Genomic DNA, 15,949 nt, shown 5'->3' with positions numbered 1-15,949 from the left:
ATGTCTATTTGAGGTGGCAACCCTCATAGTGATTCCTTATATTATTGACTGTGATCCAGCCTGATTCGATTTTTACTCACCCTCATGTGAGACTGTCTTGTTACAACAATGCAACCGTACCTCTTTTACTTTTTGTGATATAGAGCAATAATGAAAAAGATTTTTTCCAAAAACGAGTTAATATGACAAAGATTGATGACTTGATTTTATTTGCTCAAGTGGTTGAACAAGGTTCATTCAGCCGCGTTGCAGAACAGAATTCACTGACTAATTCGGTGGTGAGTAAAAGAATTGCACGATTAGAGACAGATCTTGGTGTGCAACTTCTCTATCGAACAACCCGAAAGTTGACACTCAGTGAAGCGGGAAAAAAGTTGTACAAAGGAGCTGCCAATGTTCAGCAAGTTGCCACTGAAGCCATAAATACCATCTCTGGATTTGGTGAAAGCATCACAGGTCACATTAAAATGTCAGTGCCGACGATCTCAGGAGAACTGCTCTTAGCCGATGCCGTCGCCGAATTTTGCGCTCTGTACCCTGGTATGACTGTCGATATGTCACTGGAAAATCTGTTTGTCGACCTTATCGAAGATAATTATGATCTTGTCATTCGAACCGGTTATTTAGAAGACTCAAGCTTAATCGCCCGTCACATAATAGAGTCTCAATGGATCATTTGCGCCACGCCGGATTACATCAAACGCCACGGCCAGCCCACGGAGCCTGAAACATTAATTGACCATAATTGTTTGCAGTACGCCTACCAGACAACAGGGGCAAGTGAATGGGAATTCAAAGGGGATGGGGGGGACTATATTCTCAAAATTAAAGGCAACTTTACCACTGACAATGCCTCCGCTCTAAGAAAAGCGACTTTAGGCGGATATGGTATCGCTTATGTACCTCGCTGCTTAGTTTACCACGATCTGTTAAAGGGGGATTTAATCGATGTGATGCCTAATCGAGTCGCAAAAAAACTTGGCGTATATGCTGTCTATCCTTTTACGCGTAAACCACCGAAGAAGATACGCCTATTAATAGAGCATATACGTCAACGCTACTTAGCTATCAGTGAGTATTTTTAAAACGCCCCAAGGATGCAGGGCTCTATTGCCCGATATTCGTTGCCATTAACAGGCGCTTTATGGATGGCACATAGATAAGGTCATAGTAATATAGTAAGCGTCCGGTGAATTCTATCTTGTTTAGAAAACCAGAGGCTTACTCAAAGGAATCGTATAAACCCGTCTATCGGGGCTTTTATGTTTGCAGAACGCGAGCGTTAGAGTCGTCCTACTCATAATGATTCAAAAAATTGCTAACTAGATGCGGAATAATATAACTATCCACTCCCCTAGGACAGTAGAGCCCCCCCCCTTGTTTCCTATACTGTGCATCACGTTTATCGCAAAACAACATCGAATAGGATCATTTTTATGTCAGAATTTTTATCAATCCTTACTCACGGAAAACGATTTAAGGCAGCCGTAAAAGAACTCCCCTTTGACGAACTGATGGTGTTCGCCACCCGACTTGAGAGCATCATTAAGCAAAGAGAAACACAGGCCGCTGCCGACCTTGAAAAAAATGCAGAACGTAATGCGAAAATTGAGGCCATCAGAAAACAGGTGGCCGAGCTAGGACTCTGCATGGATGATATCAATTCGCCCCCAAGGTCTGCTGGCGGGAAAATCAAGCGACGTCCAGCAAAATACAAGATTCAGGTTAATGACCAAGTCATCACTTGGACGGGGCGGGGGCGCAGGCCAACCGTATTTAATCGTAAGCTGGATGAAGGTTTTGAGCTTAATGATTTTCTAATCAGATAACCCTTTTCCCTCCTGTGTGTTACTCATACACCGTGCAGCAAGTGGCAAAGTGCACTCGAGCACGTGATTCAATATATGGTGAAGAACCAGTACACCTCTAGCCTGGTTCATTATCAGACCCTCAATGAGGAAGGCGTTGATTTGAATAAGGCGAGTGCCAAGCATAAAGAAGTGATCGAAAAAGCTGAGACTAAGATTTCGCAAATATTGAATGGAGATAAATAGGGGCTCTGTTGTCAAGATCGTCGATTCAGCTAATCTCCTCTTTTGTATTAGGCCTGTTATCTCATAACACTCTTTAAGTTTCTTTCTAAGTCATCTATGGCTATATTTCAGTGATGGACTAAGTAAAGGTCAAGCTCAGAAAAAATGGATAGCTATGTCATTCTTTCAAAAAAATTTACGGTTCAAGATAATATTCCCACTTTCGCTTATTATGGCGATTATGTTAGCGGTACTTAGTTTTTCTATTCCAATGCTGGTTGAAAGAAATGCTGAGCAACATGCATTGCACACAGCACTTAACTCCTTAAAACAACTGAAATTATTACGTACTTATTACACCAACAATATCGTTAAGAAAGTACAAGAGTATGGCGTATTAACACCGGTGATTAAGCACTTAGGTGAGACTGATAAAATCCCTCTGCCAGCAACCATGATTCACGATTTAAGCCAGCTGTTCGATGAACATGGCAGTAAATTGAACTTATACAGTCCTTACCCTTTTCCTAACCGTCAACATATTGTACTTGACCCTTTTCAACAAAAAGCGTGGTTGGAACTCAATGAAAATCCAAGAAAAATAATTAGTGTCGTCAATAAAGAAAATGATCATACGGTATTAAGAGTCGCGATTTCTGATCAAATGCAAGTTAAAACTTGTGTTGATTGTCATAATAATCACCCACTAACGCCGAAATCAGACTGGAAATTAGGTGATGTGCGCGGCGTATTAGAGATGAGCATAGATATTTCGTCTCAACTAGCCTTAGCAAATACTTTAAGTGTGTGGATAATTTCATGCATACTCATTGCGTGTACATTACTGGTTATCATCTTTTATTTTTTAACGGGAAAAATAACCGAACAAGTCAGTAATATCTCCCAAGGAATGATTGATCTTGGTAAAGGCGATTATGAGACAGAAATACCTCAATACTCTGCCACCTTAGAAACAGATCAAATGTATACGGCATTTCAACTATTTAAAATTGCATTATTAGAACGTCAAGCACTTGAAAAACAGAAACAATTACAACTATTTGAAACGGAAAAAGTTAACTCATTGGGGAGAATGGTGGCCAGTATAGCTCATGATGTGAATACCCCCATAGGTATTGGCGTTACCGCAACCAGCTTTTTGCAAGATGAAATTGAAATATTAGCCAAGAAATTTGCCTCAGGGGAGTTAAATGAGAAGGATTTTGAGTTTTTTTTAGAATCAAGTCGTAGCTCAATGACGATTTTAACCCGAAACTTATCTTCAGCGGCAGATCTCATTCGCAGCTTTAAACAAATATCAGTCGATCAAATGAGTGAACAAGCACGAGAGGTATTGCTATCTGATTACTTCAAAGAAGTGATCCACAGCATGTTGCCTAAAACCAAGAGAGCACAAGTAACGGTTGATTTTGACTGCATTGAAGATCGCACTTGCTTTATTTATCCAGGATTCCTATCTCAGGTGATAACTAACTTGATAGCCAACTCTATTATCCACGGTTTTGCAGAGCAAAATAATGGCACGATTACACTGCTTGTATCGGCTCAAGAAAATGAAGTCAGCATACAATATCGTGATAATGGCATTGGTATTGCTGATGAGATTCTGCCAAAGGTGATGGAGCCCTTTTTCACCACTAAAAGAGATGAAGGGGGCAGTGGGCTAGGATTCAGCATTATTCATAATATCGTCACTCAAAAGCTGAATGGTCATATCAAGCTCACCAGTGGTGTCGGTAAGGGGCTAACGGTGGATATTTCTTTTCCCATTTTGAAACAAGCCGCTAATGGCTCTGTTGCAAAGATTACTCTTTCGGGGCGTACTTCTCAATAATCCCATCGATAACACCACGACTATTTAGTTTACCTATCGCATTATTAAGCTCGGCTAACGTGATTGGGGCCTTATTTGACAGTACACCATGAATATTGTGTTCACTTATCACCAAGGGGCTTAAAGCTATCGCGCTGTCTTGCTGTCTAGTTAGTTCGAACATAACTAATGTTCTTGAGCCTATAAAACCATCTATACGTTTGAGCTGTAATCTAGCGATATTCGATGGCATCTCCCTTACATCTGAGCGGTAAATCTGCTTCTGCTCAAAATATTGGGTTAAGGTCGGATAAATAAAGTTCCGTATTGTGCCGACCACTTTTCCGAAGAGTTCCTCTACTTCCTCTATGACTTTGGGAGACGTTTTCAAAACCCATAATCTATCTTGCTCAATAAAAAGTGGCTGACTCCAGCGATAAGCTTCATTGGGTGTTAACCACTTAGGGTTTGAGATCGGTGTAAAGTGAACCTCGCCACTGGTCAAGTAGCGCTCTACTCTTTTTCGTGGTGTTTCAATGTAAGTAACATTGATATCAAGTTCATCAGCAATTTCATCAGAGATGTCTTTAATTATGCCTGCAACCAACTGATTACTTTCGGTTATTGCGTAGGGCTCAGCGTTATGAGAGCCATAGGTAACAATTAATGTGGGTTTTGATACCTCTTCTGCGATGGCGGCTTTTAGCAAAAATATTGACAAACAGCAGATAGATAAAGCAGCAAAAGCTATCCAAGAAAACATACTGGACTTAACCATATTAAACTCCAAAGCTTGGAAAAGTTTCAACACTTAGCTAAGTATGGCTCTGTTGCAAAGATTGATCCTACAGTATCTAGGTTGATGCATGGTGTCACTGTGATCCCCAAGGGACGACACTGCTGAGTGAACATCACTAGGCACTGTTATTTCCCATCGTATTTTCCGTGTCCTGTTTCCCCCAGCCCTTATCTATTACGATTAATCAACCATATGAAAATGAAAACCTCACTCACCTGCCTGAGCTGAACATCCATGAACTGAAACGTGCCGTGGCTACCCTTCGTCAGTTGTTGGTCTTGCTCATCTGATTGTCTTAGGTATTGGTCAGCCTCTTGGACTTGCGGGATCTCGCGTCTCATGGTGTAACCGAATACGATATCCTTGAGCAGTTTGCCATGGGATTAAGGATTTTTACCGATGCAGGCCGAATGTGGTGGGTGAGTGACGGTCAGCTTCAGTTCGAGCGCTTGCTTGATAAAGAGGAACGCGAATTTTCCTATTTTTAAAACCAGATAGGGGACGACAGTAATATACCTAAACTTTATGTAGGAAGCTGTAATGCCCTAGATGCTTCTCGATTCGAGAAGCATCAGAGAGAGTAAGGGGGATCCTAGCTGCCGCACAGGTCATATAGTTGGCTAGAAAAACTTATCGAATTGCTGAACCGGTGAGCCCGGCGAGTACTCCAATATAGTCATTGTCGGGTTGCCATAGGAGTCCAATCGATTCTGATCTACATCCAAGCAACGGCGAGTACCACTCATAAGGCTACTGATGGTGCGGTCTGAGTTTAGCTGCCACTGCTGGTTCTTGCCGCTATGACAGCTATAAGCAATAACTGGCTGGCGATGCTTGTTCTGAGCATCCTTAACATCTAGGCAATAGTGAGTACCATTAACCCTCAGTTGCTTGGAGCCGAGCTCATACTTAAACACTTGCGACCCTGTCACATGGCAGTTTGGGTTCAGGGACAGGAATTGGTTGCTAGATACCCCACCACGGAAATCGAAGCAGCTCTGGTACTTGGCATTCCTGATGGCAAATGGATCATCTTTCACTATGCCTGGCTTCTGGTTAAGGTCGATAACCTTGGCGATTAAATCCTCACCGGGAAAATCAGCCGCTACAATACCGGCATAAACCATATCGGAGCGGGTCAAGTAGTCGCGTGTCAGAATATTCGTCCCCTCAAATGAAATAGTGCATATACCAATAAAACAGGCCGTTCGCGGGAAGTCTGGATAGCTGTTTTCCCAGCCGGGGGTCGTTAGCCCTGTCGACAGCCGCGACGCCCATGTATCGTTCGACACATGTCCGCTGGCCACAAAATAGGGATAGCTACTGCCCGATGCCGATAGGTAGTTGATGTAGCCCATGTCGCTTTGATTGGCATTGGCTTTTTGCAAGTGTCCCTTTACACTCTGCCACTTATCGTACAAATCCCAGTTGTTCGACATATTGAACTTGTCCTGGATATCAAACTGAGAGTATCGGATCCCTGTCACCTGACTACTCGAGTAATCTTTTAAAATGACGACCTTACCGCGCACCTCACTGAGACTGGGAATATACGAACTAGAGCTTGTGTTCCAGAAAGTATCGCTAAACAGATTGATGTGGTGATTAATGTTTTCCTCGAAGTTGAACCCCAATGTCAGATCCGGCTGTTCCTTCTTGATCCGCATCAAAACCGTTTCGCTAGGATGCTCGTTGAGGAAATCCCGGGTTGTCGTCATCACTTCGTTGAAGGTTTGCCAGAGATACATAGGGCCATGATAGAGGTGCAGCGAGCCGAACACGCTTTTCAGCCGGATGTCGAAATACCGAATACCAGCATCAAGTTGCTGACGGATAGTCAGAGTTTGGTTTTTGGTGATATCTCCATAGTGCCTCGAGGCTGTATCGTGTGTCCCCGGAATTGAAATACGGGTAATCTTGGTTTCGTCCTTTATTGAGGACATCCAAGAAGTACGATGGGTAAGATCATCGGGGTCATGGTAATAGGCCCCATCGCGGGCCAGTGCAGGTGCACTCGCAAGCGAAAGGATTAAACTAATAACAAGCTTATTCATTGCTAATACCTTTAGATGAATAATAGAAGTAATGGGACAGCCAATTTGGCCTGAAGCGCTAACTTCAGTAAGTTGCAGCCTTGCTATCTTATACAGCAGCATCCACTGAGCAGCTATCAAGCGATACTGGATAAAGTGACGTACCTTGCGAGCTAATGCCTTACAGCTTCTTAGCAAAAAGCAAATCACTCTAGGGAGTTGGGATGGTTTATTTGATTAAAAAATCATTAAGCGCAAAACCTTCATCCAACTTAATATTAAATACGGTTGGTCTGCGCCCCAGACCTGTCCAGGTGATGATTTGGCCATTAACCTCAATCATGTATTTTGCTGGACGTCGTTCGTTTTTCCCCCTAGTAGGCTTAGGGGGCGAATTAATGTCATTAATGCAGAGCCCTAACATGGTCATTTGTTTTCTTATGATCTCAATTTTCGCATTACGCTCAGCTTCTTTTTCAAGGGTGGCTGTGGCCTGTGTTTCTATTCCAGCAATGATTCTCTCAAGTCTGGTAGCGAGCGCTTTCAGGTCATCAGATGGGAGTTCTTTTACGGCGGCCTTAAATCGTTTTCCGTGAGTAAGGGTCGCTAAAAATTCTGGCATAAAAATGATCCAATTCGATGTATTGTTGCCGCAAGAGTGGTGAAGAGTATAGGAAGCAGGGAGAGGACGTTCTACTGTCCTAGGGGAGTGGATGGTTATATCCCCTCATCCTGACAGGTTTGCTTAATGTCTACTGATCATTAGGAGGGGTGTTCACCATACCTTTACCCCATCAATTCTTAGAGATCCCCTCATTTTTCAATTTTAAATAATCCCGAAAATTGAACGGTAAATAGGCTGGTTTTTAAGGTAACGATAAAAATTATCCATTAGAGGTTCTGCCCACTCTTCTCGCATCGTGGGTAACAGTTCATAGTAAATACAACCTTGGCGAAACAGAGAGTATGAGCGAGTTTTACTGGTATTTGCCTTTATTGTCTTTTCCAAGTCAGCATCCTCGCCCGCTTTTCCTAGTAGCGTCAGCAAGCCTATCGCCAAGGCGCTTAGCAAAAACAACCGGTCTCTACGTACCGGGGAACGCGTGTAGGTGGCACTCATCCCCATGCCAAAACGATAGTCTTTAATGTCACGAAAAGTCGTCTCTATCCCCCAACGTTTCCCATATAAAGTCAACATCTTGCTACTCACTAGGTCACGTCGACTTGATGCTAAATACCAAGCTTCTTTCATGCCTTTTTTCTTGGTGCAAATGACCCGAGCGACTGCTTGCTTATTACCCGTTATTTGAACGTCCTTAAGGGTTCTTGTTATGCCGCTGGGTAATAGCCAGTCCTTTACTGGAAACAGCTCTCCTACCGCATCGGTGACTTTGATATTAGCCTTAATTCTAATGATGAAGTCAAAACCCAGCTCATGTTCAATGAAGTTAAATAGTGCCGTATCACTAAAGCCTCTATCAGCAACAATTGTCACTTTAACATCCTCTGCAACGATCGACCTTAACTTAACCAACAACTCATCTTCATGGTTGTTTCTATTACCTTTTAAAGCATGTTTACGATGGGTTTTCCATAGCAGTGGCGTGTTACGTCCATGGGTTGTTTGCATACTCAGTACGATGGTTGAATGGTCGTCTGAATCAAATTCAGTCCAATCGAGAGAGACCACTATCTCTTTGCGTGCACCGATAATATAAGGCCCCCAGGAGTCCAGTAATTGCCAGACGTTTAACTTTGTATTACTGAGTAATCGGTCTACTTGTTTAATAGCAGACTTACGCTTAAGTTTATTGGCTTGGGCTAAGCCAGCGCCAATGGCATGAATAGCGAGTGACCCCTTTTCAATCACTCCGTGAGCGGCATTAGCAAGTGAGGTGACCCTTTTAGCATGCATGTCATGGCCAAAGAGTTCATCGATGTGATTATGAATAAGGGCTTTATTTATCATGTTATAAATTTTAGAACATAGAGTGATTTGGCTTATTATACTCTGGAAGCCTTGCTGCCTCTGGTTATTATGAGGGGATGCTTAAGCCATCAATTAGCGGGTTATTTTTCTTTAAACCTTCATAGATATGGAGACTGCCTTAAGGGATTAAATAAATTGTCTTGATAGAATAAAATCGAGAAATAGCGGTATGGAGTTTCTTAACGCTCCCTCTTGATAAAATGACCATGTCAGTATTTTACAGTATCTAAATGTGTCGTGATTGGGATGAGCCCCTCAAACGAAGCTGATTTAAACCTATTATTATCTACTAAACTCTGACTTCAATTGATTCACCATTTAAATTTAGCCTACTTAACCCATCTATCCCCCTGATACAAAGATCTTGAAAACACGGCTAACCCCAGTCTTACTAAAATTAAAATACATCAATGCATGAGTCAAAATTTACATTTGCACCCCGTACTTTCTATAAGGTGTATTATGAGTTTGAGTTAAACTTAACTTACCAGTAATAAGTATTGTATTACCAATAAATACCAACAGGTCAAAAATGAAACTTAATTATTCTAAAATCCTAATAATCAGCTTGTTTTTCATTCCATTTCACACTATAGCGGGTCTTACATTTAACCCTCAACATTACAGTCCTACAGAAATAAAGCACATAATTGAAGATCTTTCCGATCCTGGCACTAGTGATAATCTTGAAACTTACTATAGGGTTAGGGATGAACTCTATCAACAAGCCAACCAGCAAATGAATACTTTGTCTGATGAAGAGCTTCATGCTCTTGAACGCTTTCAAGATGATGCTTATCAGAGTGTTCGTGACGTATTTAGAAGAGGAATAATAGAACAGGAAACCTCACAGTTAATTAAGGTTATGGATTCTGCATTCGAGAATGGAATTAAATTTAAGGGGATTGTATACCGTGGTGAGAGTTTACTTTCTAAATATGGACATCTAGTTGAAGTTGGTGATGTGGTGAGTCCAAGCTCTTTTATTTCAACCTCCGTATCTAAAATGTCGGCTTTTATTTTTCATAACGGACAGATGTCCCGTTTTGAACTTATCAAAGGGGTGCATGGGATTGTCATTCCAAGTGTGAGAGATGATGAGCTGGAAGTGTTAATTAACCGAAACTCATACTTTGAAGTTACAGCTATTAATACGACCCCTGAAGGTAATCAAATTGTATACAGCGAAATAACTTACGAACAAATTGGCGATAGACCTATAAAAGATTTTCATACAGGAGAAGTAATAACAGCTGAAGAGGCCTGCTCTCTTTGAGAGACCAAGCTGATTTCAGCGGCTTATATTTGGATAACCATCTTCCTCAGGTGCCCTCGGTACTCAATCTATTTTCTAAAAATTAAGGGCTGCACTACTTTATATAGCAATTATCAATAATATTGAGCATGCTGGTGGCGTTGCGATCTAAATTATCCAGTTTGTACAGATAATCAAATGGTCTCTTTCTGCTCAGGTAAGCAGTTTATGCAGCCATTTTCTCATATCTGCCGAGCCAGTCACCTTGTTTGTAAAAATACAATCACAATGGACACCTACTTTTTTAAGGTTTGAATTTCTAAATTTAGCTTAAAGCGCCCGCACATCAAGGACTGTAATGGAGCCTTGGGCTTATATCCCCGCCCTGTTCGGACGAGGATTTACGACTTAACCGCTAATTGATGTATGGGCGAAACCCCCAAACTGTAGCTTTAATCGTGACTATGGAACCCAATAATACTAGGTTCCATAGCGTTATCGATGACTTAAAGGCTTGTGTTCAGCTTTAAGTGTTATTGGTGCTTATTCTACTAATGACTCATCTTCATGCCAGAAAAGATCTTGACGATTTTCATAGCGTTCGGAGAAAGACATCTCCGGACTTAGCTCATACTTTAAGCTGGCTTTTAGTTTTTCAAATGCGGCATCAGCGACCTCAGCTGTAGCCATGGAGTGTGGATTTATCAGTAACTCAGCGGTTCTTGCATCGACTTGTTCCTTAATAATACTGAAGTTTACTTCGGTGTTATTAAAGGGCCCAACTGCAAATATTATGTCTTCCGGTGGAATATTAAGAGTGGCAACTTCATTTAAGGTTTCATTACGTAACGTTGTCTCAACTGCAGCTCCGCCGTGATTGAGTTCAATGGCATAAACGTAACCTCGTTGGTTGTGAATGGCGTAACTTACCGCCACCGATTCATCGGTACTGGTTGAGATGACCCCGCGAATCGCTCGGGTATGCTCGGCTAATCGTATATACTCGACGGGTTCGACTCTGCGGTTAAAGCCTGAGTGAAAGAGTTCATCCGGTAAGCGCTCGTCGCCCCTGAAAGTGGTGATCCCCTTTAGTTCGGGCTGGTAACGGTGTAAAAATGGTACGTTTTGGATCTCAGCCTGAGCTTGCTGATTTAAGTTATGCAGGGCGTTAATATCGGTTAGTTTTGAATAGGGGTCGACTCTCATCTCAAGCTCTAAGAAGTCGCGGGTAACATCATCGAGACGTCCCCCCATATCAGCGTAACCTGATCCACCTATCCCTGGACGCTCTGGAAGATCCTCTGGCAGTAAAATCTCAGATTGCGAACTTCCCCCTTCACTATGTTCAGCTTCGGCGACACTGCCTGCTTCATCAATCGGCTCACTGACGCCACCGGCTCTTAACCCCCCATTGCTTAGCCATTGTGCTTCACCGGTTTCATAATTGAGTGTTCGTACTACACGTGAGTTGGTAATAATCCGCCCGCTTAAAGGTTCCACTTCCCTATATATTCCGAAGCCATCAGCTTTGAGTAGCACAGTTCGCGGTTGGTCGGTGAGTTTTACACCTAATAGCTCCTCACCTGTTTGAGGGTGCTCTACGATTGTTGGGATCCGGTTGAAGCCTGCCATTTCTGGCTCAGTCACCCCTCGATTAAGCAGTATCTGATTATCGATACTTTCTGCAATAACCCCGAGAGACTCTGATACATTACGGCCATATGTGGCAACGGTGGGGATGACAACTGTCGCAGCAAGTAGCGCTGAGTTTACCGCCGTCATTTTGGTGCCTTGTAGACGCTCAGTTAATGTATCGCCGTTGATCGATTGATCTATGCTTAATCCCAGTTGAGTAGAGCCGATTGCTAAGGTGATTGGGATGCCAAGTTCAGGCAAAATCAGATCCATAATAGGCAATACGGTGAATAAGGAGTAAGTCGTACTCAGAATATAATCACGTCTAGATTCGCTATTGGATTTGATAACGGTATCGCCATCACTGGCCATTCTGGCTTTTTGAATTTCAGTTAAGCGAGCAAAAACGTCATCATAGATAGGGTGCTTTTTCATCATCAGATAGGATTCATCCCATGAATCATCAGCGAGTCCACTTAAGGCTGAATCAACTCCTGAATAACTCACACCGTCTTGGCGATTATAGAGACTGAAATGTTTAGCGAGTGCTTGCTTTGATGCGTCAGTTTGTATAGCTGTATAAAGAATCTTCTTCAGGTGACGTTCATTGTTAAAAGGGATAAAAGATTGATTAGCACCAGGAATATAGAGTAAACCGGCTTTACGTCCCTCTTGTTCAATGAGCAATATATCGGTTGAGTCATAACCGTAAATATCAAAACGATAGACGTAAATATCCTGAGAGCGTTGACCTTTGATGGCTGCGGTAGCGAGTTGATATTGTGCTTGGCTGAGTAAGCCTAGCGTATATTGTTGATGGGCAGAAAAGGCGAAGTTGTCACGCATTAAATGGGTAAACTTCTCACCGTATTCTTGCCAAAAATTCTTTAGCGCTAGTGTGTAAGAAGCTTGAATATCAAGATCATAATAGACAATGTCCCATAATTTTGAAGACAGAAGTCGAACGTCATTGTGTTCATTATAGTGAGGTGCGCCCATTCCCTGTTTATATACGCCCGTAAACAGGTCTATATCGCCAGGAAAACTGTCGCTAAATTGATTAAATATGTTGAGTATGCTTGCTTGAGTTAGCGTGTAAGAGCGATGAGGTTGATTGTGATGTTCCCAGCCGTTATAGCTTCGTGGGCTGCTATTCCCGCCATCAAACATGTTAAAAAACGTTTTGTCTGGATCAATGCCATGATAGCCATGCTTTTCTAATGCTGTTTTTAATTCACCAGCAGCAATGACATGTGGATCAGGAATTTGTTGCACGATTTGCGCGTGATCCTGAGCAAAACTTATTTTCCATGCTTGATCATAGCGGATGGATAATTGATCTGAAATTAAGGGTTGAGATGATAAGGAAATAGCATTGTTAAGTTGGTTTGCCAAAGTGTATACAGGCGTACTTGCTAAGATAGTCGCTAAGATTATATTTGATGTGAATCTATTTTTCATGGTCTTCCTTGATAAGGTTAAACAGCATTTATTAACTCTTGGGTTTTATATTAATGATAATTATTTTTATATCAAGAGAGTGTTAATGTAAATTCCAATATTAATTGTTGTCGGTTGAATTTATCCTTATCTACTTTTTAGTTGTTTATTATTATTTGATTTACATCATATCTTATTGGTTTTTTTTAAGGTATGGAGTTGCTGTCACTCTATTTATTCTCTTTTTCTATGTTATTAGGTAAGGGGAGGGCTTTTAATTTAAATTAAAGGGGGACAGTCAATTGTGAGACCGGTGGGTTCTGTCGCAAACAGAGATCGGGCCGCTATAAATTGAGGGGACGGACTTCCTCAGACACAACTAGGCCGCTAAAGAATAAAATTGTTCCCATGGGGTCATAATTTCAGTCGTGTCCATTTGCCCCAGCTTAATCATGGAGCAAAGTTCAACGCCTGCCAGTGTCGACTCAGCCCCTTTCCAAGATTTCCAACCTAGACATTGATGCATTTTTCCCTTCACTTTTCGATGGCTTTGCTCGACAATATTATTCAAATATTTAACAGCCAAAACCTCAATCATAAACAGCATATATCCAGATAACCAAAGACGAATATTGATGGTATCTAATGCGGCGGCATTCGCGCCACTTTTATCAATGACAACTTTTTCAGGTAAACCATGTTGGTTGATAGCCTTGTTGAAAAATGCCCGTGCCGCTGGCTCATCACGGGTTTCACTCAAATAAAAATCAATAATAGCGCCGTACTTGTCCACGGCTCGATAATAGTAAACCCACCGACCTTTAACTTTTATGTAGGTTTCGTCCATTCGCCAAGAACCAGATACTCGACGCTTTTTCTTCCTGAATATGGCTTCGAGTTGCGGCGCATATTTGATAACCCACCGGTTCAGGGTTGAGTGGTCAAAATGGATATTTCGCTCAGCGAATATCTCCTCAATTTCACGGTAACTGAGTTTGTAGGCCAGGTAATAGCGAAGCGCCTGCATGATGATATCTGATGGATAATGTCGCCCCGAGAAGTTGAGTGTCATGCAGTGGATGTTCTTAATTAATGTCTGAACATCATCGACACTTTAGCTGGTTTCGTCAACTTTGCGACAGAACCTTATTGGGTACATTAAGAGAACGAATTGATATGCTTACAGCCCAAGACGTACGCCATTCGCCACTTCAATTCTGTCTAAAATGTGTGCAGGCATGTTAGTAATGAACTCAGTTAGGTCAACTGAAAATGGGCCAGTAGAGCCAGAACGGCACATAATAAGATTTTCACCTACTATCAAAATTTGTGGAGTCGCGCCGTCCCAATGCAACTTAGCTTCAATCTCAAGATCGCTGATGTTAATGCCGCAGTTATAGGTTCTTGATGTCAAAATACCACCCTCGACTTGATAACCACCAACAAGTGCAATCGGTGACTTCTCTTGTGGGAAGGTGATCGATGCCTCCACTGCAGACGTGCTTGTAGAACCAGGAAATACAATCGTCTCATTTGCAGATGCTGCTGTCGTTGCAAACAAAGCCAGTAAGCCAATAAGTTTAATCTTGTTCATTATTACTCCGTTAAGTATGAATCCAAAATGGGAACGAGAATCTATATCAAGTTTTTTATATTAACAAGAGAACAAAACAAAATAATTAAACAATCGTTCTAGACATAGTTGAACATCATAAAAAATAAATAAAACCATATCTAAAACATTCAAGCACTTATAAGAACAACCAGCTAAAAACTCTACATGCAAACTTAGAATGTAAATATTTAAATTTAAAAATGCCACAAAGCCCTATTAAGTAAAAACAACTCATCCTATAATTTAAAACACGATAAAAACAGAGTAAAAATAGAACAAAAACATTTAATCATTGGATAAAACAATAATAAAAATAGACAAAAAAACATCTACCAGTCAAATTAATGACAGGTAAAATCCTATGACCTTACAAAAAACCAATTAAAAAACTGACAACAAACATACTTAACACTCGCAAAAACAAACGCACAAACAACTGTATGTAAAGGATTTAACTAGTACCACCTTCAATGCACAGCATTATTGGTTAATAGCCACCGGTCAGTTCTGTCGCAAAGTTGACGAAACCAGCTAAAGTGTCGATGATGTTCAGACATTAATTAAGAACATCCACTGCATGACACTCAACTTCTCGGGGCGACATTATCCATCAGATATCATCATGCAGGCGCTTCGCTATTACCTGGCCTACAAACTCAGTTACCGTGAAATTGAGGAGATATTCGCTGAGCGAAATATCCATTTTGACCACTCAACCCTGAACCGGTGGGTTATCAAATATGCGCCGCAACTCGAAGCCATATTCAGGAAGAAAAAGCGTCGAGTATCTGGTTCTTGGCGAATGGACGAAACCTACATAAAAGTTAAAGGTCGGTGGGTTTACTATTATCGAGCCGTGGACAAGTACGGCGCTATTATTGATTTTTATTTGAGTGAAACCCGTGATGAGCCAGCGGCACGGGCATTTTTCAACAAGGCTATCAACCAACATGGTTTACCTGAAAAAGTTGTCATTGATAAAAGTGGCGCGAATGCCGCCGCATTAGATACCATCAATATTCGTCTTTGGTTATCTGGATATATGCTGTTTATGATTGAGGTTTTGGCTGTTAAATATTTGAATAATATTGTCGAGCAAAGCCATCGAAAAGTGAAGGGAAAAATGCATCAATGTCTAGGTTGGAAATCTTGGAAAGGGGCTGAGTCGACACTGGCAGGCGTTGAACTTTGCTCCATGATTAAGCTGGGGCAAATGGACACGACTGAAATTATGACCCCATGGGAACAATTTTATTCTTTAGCGGCCTAGTTGTGTCTGAGGAAGTCCGTCCCCTCAATTTATAGCGGCCCGATC

14 protein-coding genes are annotated in these 15,949 nt (G+C 41.7%); 7 read left to right on the top strand and 7 right to left on the bottom strand.

The annotated features are described in order from the left end of the window. Positions 1-182 precede the first annotated feature (182 nt). The 4 genes from sps_RS08475 (at position 183) to sps_RS08465 (ending at position 3,888) form a co-directional block, all read left to right on the top strand. The gene (locus sps_RS08475; protein WP_077752132.1) at positions 183-1,085 is read left to right on the top strand and encodes a LysR family transcriptional regulator; all 903 of its coding nucleotides are present in this window, start codon (positions 183-185) and stop codon (positions 1,083-1,085) included. Positions 1,086-1,436: 351 nt separating this feature from the next. After that, on the top strand, positions 1,437-1,829 hold the full coding sequence (locus tag sps_RS08470; RefSeq protein WP_077752131.1) for an H-NS histone family protein: 393 nt from the start codon (positions 1,437-1,439) through the stop codon (positions 1,827-1,829). A gap of 75 nt (positions 1,830-1,904) precedes the next feature. After that, positions 1,905-2,054 (top strand): hypothetical protein, encoded by a 150-nt coding sequence (locus sps_RS28470; RefSeq protein WP_169915721.1) that lies wholly within the window; start codon positions 1,905-1,907, stop codon positions 2,052-2,054. 154 nt (positions 2,055-2,208) lie between these two features. Continuing rightward, the gene (locus tag sps_RS08465) at positions 2,209-3,888 is read left to right on the top strand and encodes an ATP-binding protein (RefSeq protein WP_077752130.1); all 1,680 of its coding nucleotides are present in this window, start codon (positions 2,209-2,211) and stop codon (positions 3,886-3,888) included. On the opposite strand, the gene sps_RS08460 is transcribed toward sps_RS08465, so the two are convergent. Then, a complete protein-coding gene (locus sps_RS08460) occupies positions 3,860-4,645 on the bottom strand; it encodes a substrate-binding periplasmic protein (protein ID WP_077752129.1) in 786 nt (261 codons plus the stop codon). The two genes, sps_RS08465 and sps_RS08460, sit on opposite strands and share 29 nt — an antisense overlap. Positions 4,646-4,980: 335 nt before the next feature. Between sps_RS08460 and sps_RS28465 the strand changes: the two genes are divergently transcribed. Continuing rightward, on the top strand, positions 4,981-5,154 hold the full coding sequence (locus sps_RS28465) for a hypothetical protein (protein WP_169915719.1): 174 nt from the start codon (positions 4,981-4,983) through the stop codon (positions 5,152-5,154). A 132-nt stretch (positions 5,155-5,286) separates the two neighbouring features. On the opposite strand, the gene sps_RS08455 is transcribed toward sps_RS28465, so the two are convergent. The 3 genes from sps_RS08455 to sps_RS08445 all read right to left on the bottom strand — a co-directional run bounded on the left by sps_RS08455 (position 5,287) and on the right by sps_RS08445 (position 8,668). Further along, positions 5,287-6,720: a phosphatidylinositol-specific phospholipase C domain-containing protein gene (locus tag sps_RS08455; protein WP_169915717.1), complete on the bottom strand. Its 1,434-nt coding sequence runs from the start codon at positions 6,718-6,720 to the stop codon at positions 5,287-5,289. A gap of 208 nt (positions 6,721-6,928) precedes the next feature. Further along, positions 6,929-7,321 carry an H-NS histone family protein gene (locus sps_RS08450; RefSeq protein WP_077752127.1) on the bottom strand — a complete coding sequence of 131 codons (393 nt, stop codon included), beginning with the start codon at positions 7,319-7,321 and terminating at the stop codon, positions 6,929-6,931. Positions 7,322-7,525: 204 nt separating this feature from the next. Further along, on the bottom strand, positions 7,526-8,668 hold the full coding sequence (locus sps_RS08445; protein ID WP_077751384.1) for an IS4 family transposase: 1,143 nt from the start codon (positions 8,666-8,668) through the stop codon (positions 7,526-7,528). A gap of 553 nt (positions 8,669-9,221) precedes the next feature. Between sps_RS08445 and sps_RS08440 the strand changes: the two genes are divergently transcribed. After that, entirely contained in the window at positions 9,222-9,965 is a 744-nt protein-coding gene (locus tag sps_RS08440) for an ADP-ribosyltransferase (protein ID WP_077752126.1), read from the top strand. Positions 9,966-10,487: 522 nt separating this feature from the next. Here sps_RS08440 and sps_RS28075 read toward each other — a convergent pair. From sps_RS28075 to sps_RS08420, 3 genes are all read right to left on the bottom strand, one after another. Continuing rightward, positions 10,488-13,040 carry a dermonecrotic toxin domain-containing protein gene (locus tag sps_RS28075; protein ID WP_149027245.1) on the bottom strand — a complete coding sequence of 851 codons (2,553 nt, stop codon included), beginning with the start codon at positions 13,038-13,040 and terminating at the stop codon, positions 10,488-10,490. Between the two features lie 358 nt (positions 13,041-13,398). After that, on the bottom strand, positions 13,399-14,091 hold the full coding sequence (locus tag sps_RS08425; RefSeq protein WP_077752124.1) for an IS6 family transposase: 693 nt from the start codon (positions 14,089-14,091) through the stop codon (positions 13,399-13,401). A gap of 108 nt (positions 14,092-14,199) precedes the next feature. Then, entirely contained in the window at positions 14,200-14,613 is a 414-nt protein-coding gene (locus sps_RS08420) for a hypothetical protein (RefSeq protein ID WP_077752125.1), read from the bottom strand. Between the two features lie 598 nt (positions 14,614-15,211). On the opposite strand from sps_RS08420, the gene sps_RS08415 reads away from it, so the two are divergent. Further along, entirely contained in the window at positions 15,212-15,904 is a 693-nt protein-coding gene (locus tag sps_RS08415; RefSeq protein ID WP_077752124.1) for an IS6 family transposase, read from the top strand. Positions 15,905-15,949: the final 45 nt, after the last annotated feature.

This window comes from Shewanella psychrophila (genome assembly GCF_002005305.1).
GTDB classification, from domain to species: domain Bacteria; phylum Pseudomonadota; class Gammaproteobacteria; order Enterobacterales; family Shewanellaceae; genus Shewanella; species Shewanella psychrophila.
Note: the sequence above shows the minus strand (reverse complement) of the source record. Positions and strands in the feature narration are given on the sequence as shown.

Bases quoted from the DNA above. Each gene is read 5' to 3' on its own strand.
- sps_RS08475 (WP_077752132.1), top strand. From the start codon at position 183: ATGACAAAGATTGATGACTTGATTTTATTTGCTCAAGTGGTTGAACAA.
- sps_RS08470 (WP_077752131.1), top strand. From the start codon at position 1,437: ATGTCAGAATTTTTATCAATCCTTACTCACGGAAAACGATTTAAGGCA.
- sps_RS28470 (WP_169915721.1), top strand. From the start codon at position 1,905: ATGGTGAAGAACCAGTACACCTCTAGCCTGGTTCATTATCAGACCCTC.
- sps_RS08465 (WP_077752130.1), top strand. From the start codon at position 2,209: ATGTCATTCTTTCAAAAAAATTTACGGTTCAAGATAATATTCCCACTT.
- sps_RS08460 (WP_077752129.1), bottom strand. From the start codon at position 4,645: ATGGTTAAGTCCAGTATGTTTTCTTGGATAGCTTTTGCTGCTTTATCT.
- sps_RS08455 (WP_169915717.1), bottom strand. From the start codon at position 6,720: ATGAATAAGCTTGTTATTAGTTTAATCCTTTCGCTTGCGAGTGCACCT.
- sps_RS08450 (WP_077752127.1), bottom strand. From the start codon at position 7,321: ATGCCAGAATTTTTAGCGACCCTTACTCACGGAAAACGATTTAAGGCC.
- sps_RS08445 (WP_077751384.1), bottom strand. From the start codon at position 8,668: ATGATAAATAAAGCCCTTATTCATAATCACATCGATGAACTCTTTGGC.
- sps_RS08440 (WP_077752126.1), top strand. From the start codon at position 9,222: ATGAAACTTAATTATTCTAAAATCCTAATAATCAGCTTGTTTTTCATT.
- sps_RS28075 (WP_149027245.1), bottom strand. From the start codon at position 13,040: ATGAAAAATAGATTCACATCAAATATAATCTTAGCGACTATCTTAGCA.
- sps_RS08425 (WP_077752124.1), bottom strand. From the start codon at position 14,091: ATGACACTCAACTTCTCGGGGCGACATTATCCATCAGATATCATCATG.
- sps_RS08420 (WP_077752125.1), bottom strand. From the start codon at position 14,613: ATGAACAAGATTAAACTTATTGGCTTACTGGCTTTGTTTGCAACGACA.
- sps_RS08415 (WP_077752124.1), top strand. From the start codon at position 15,212: ATGACACTCAACTTCTCGGGGCGACATTATCCATCAGATATCATCATG.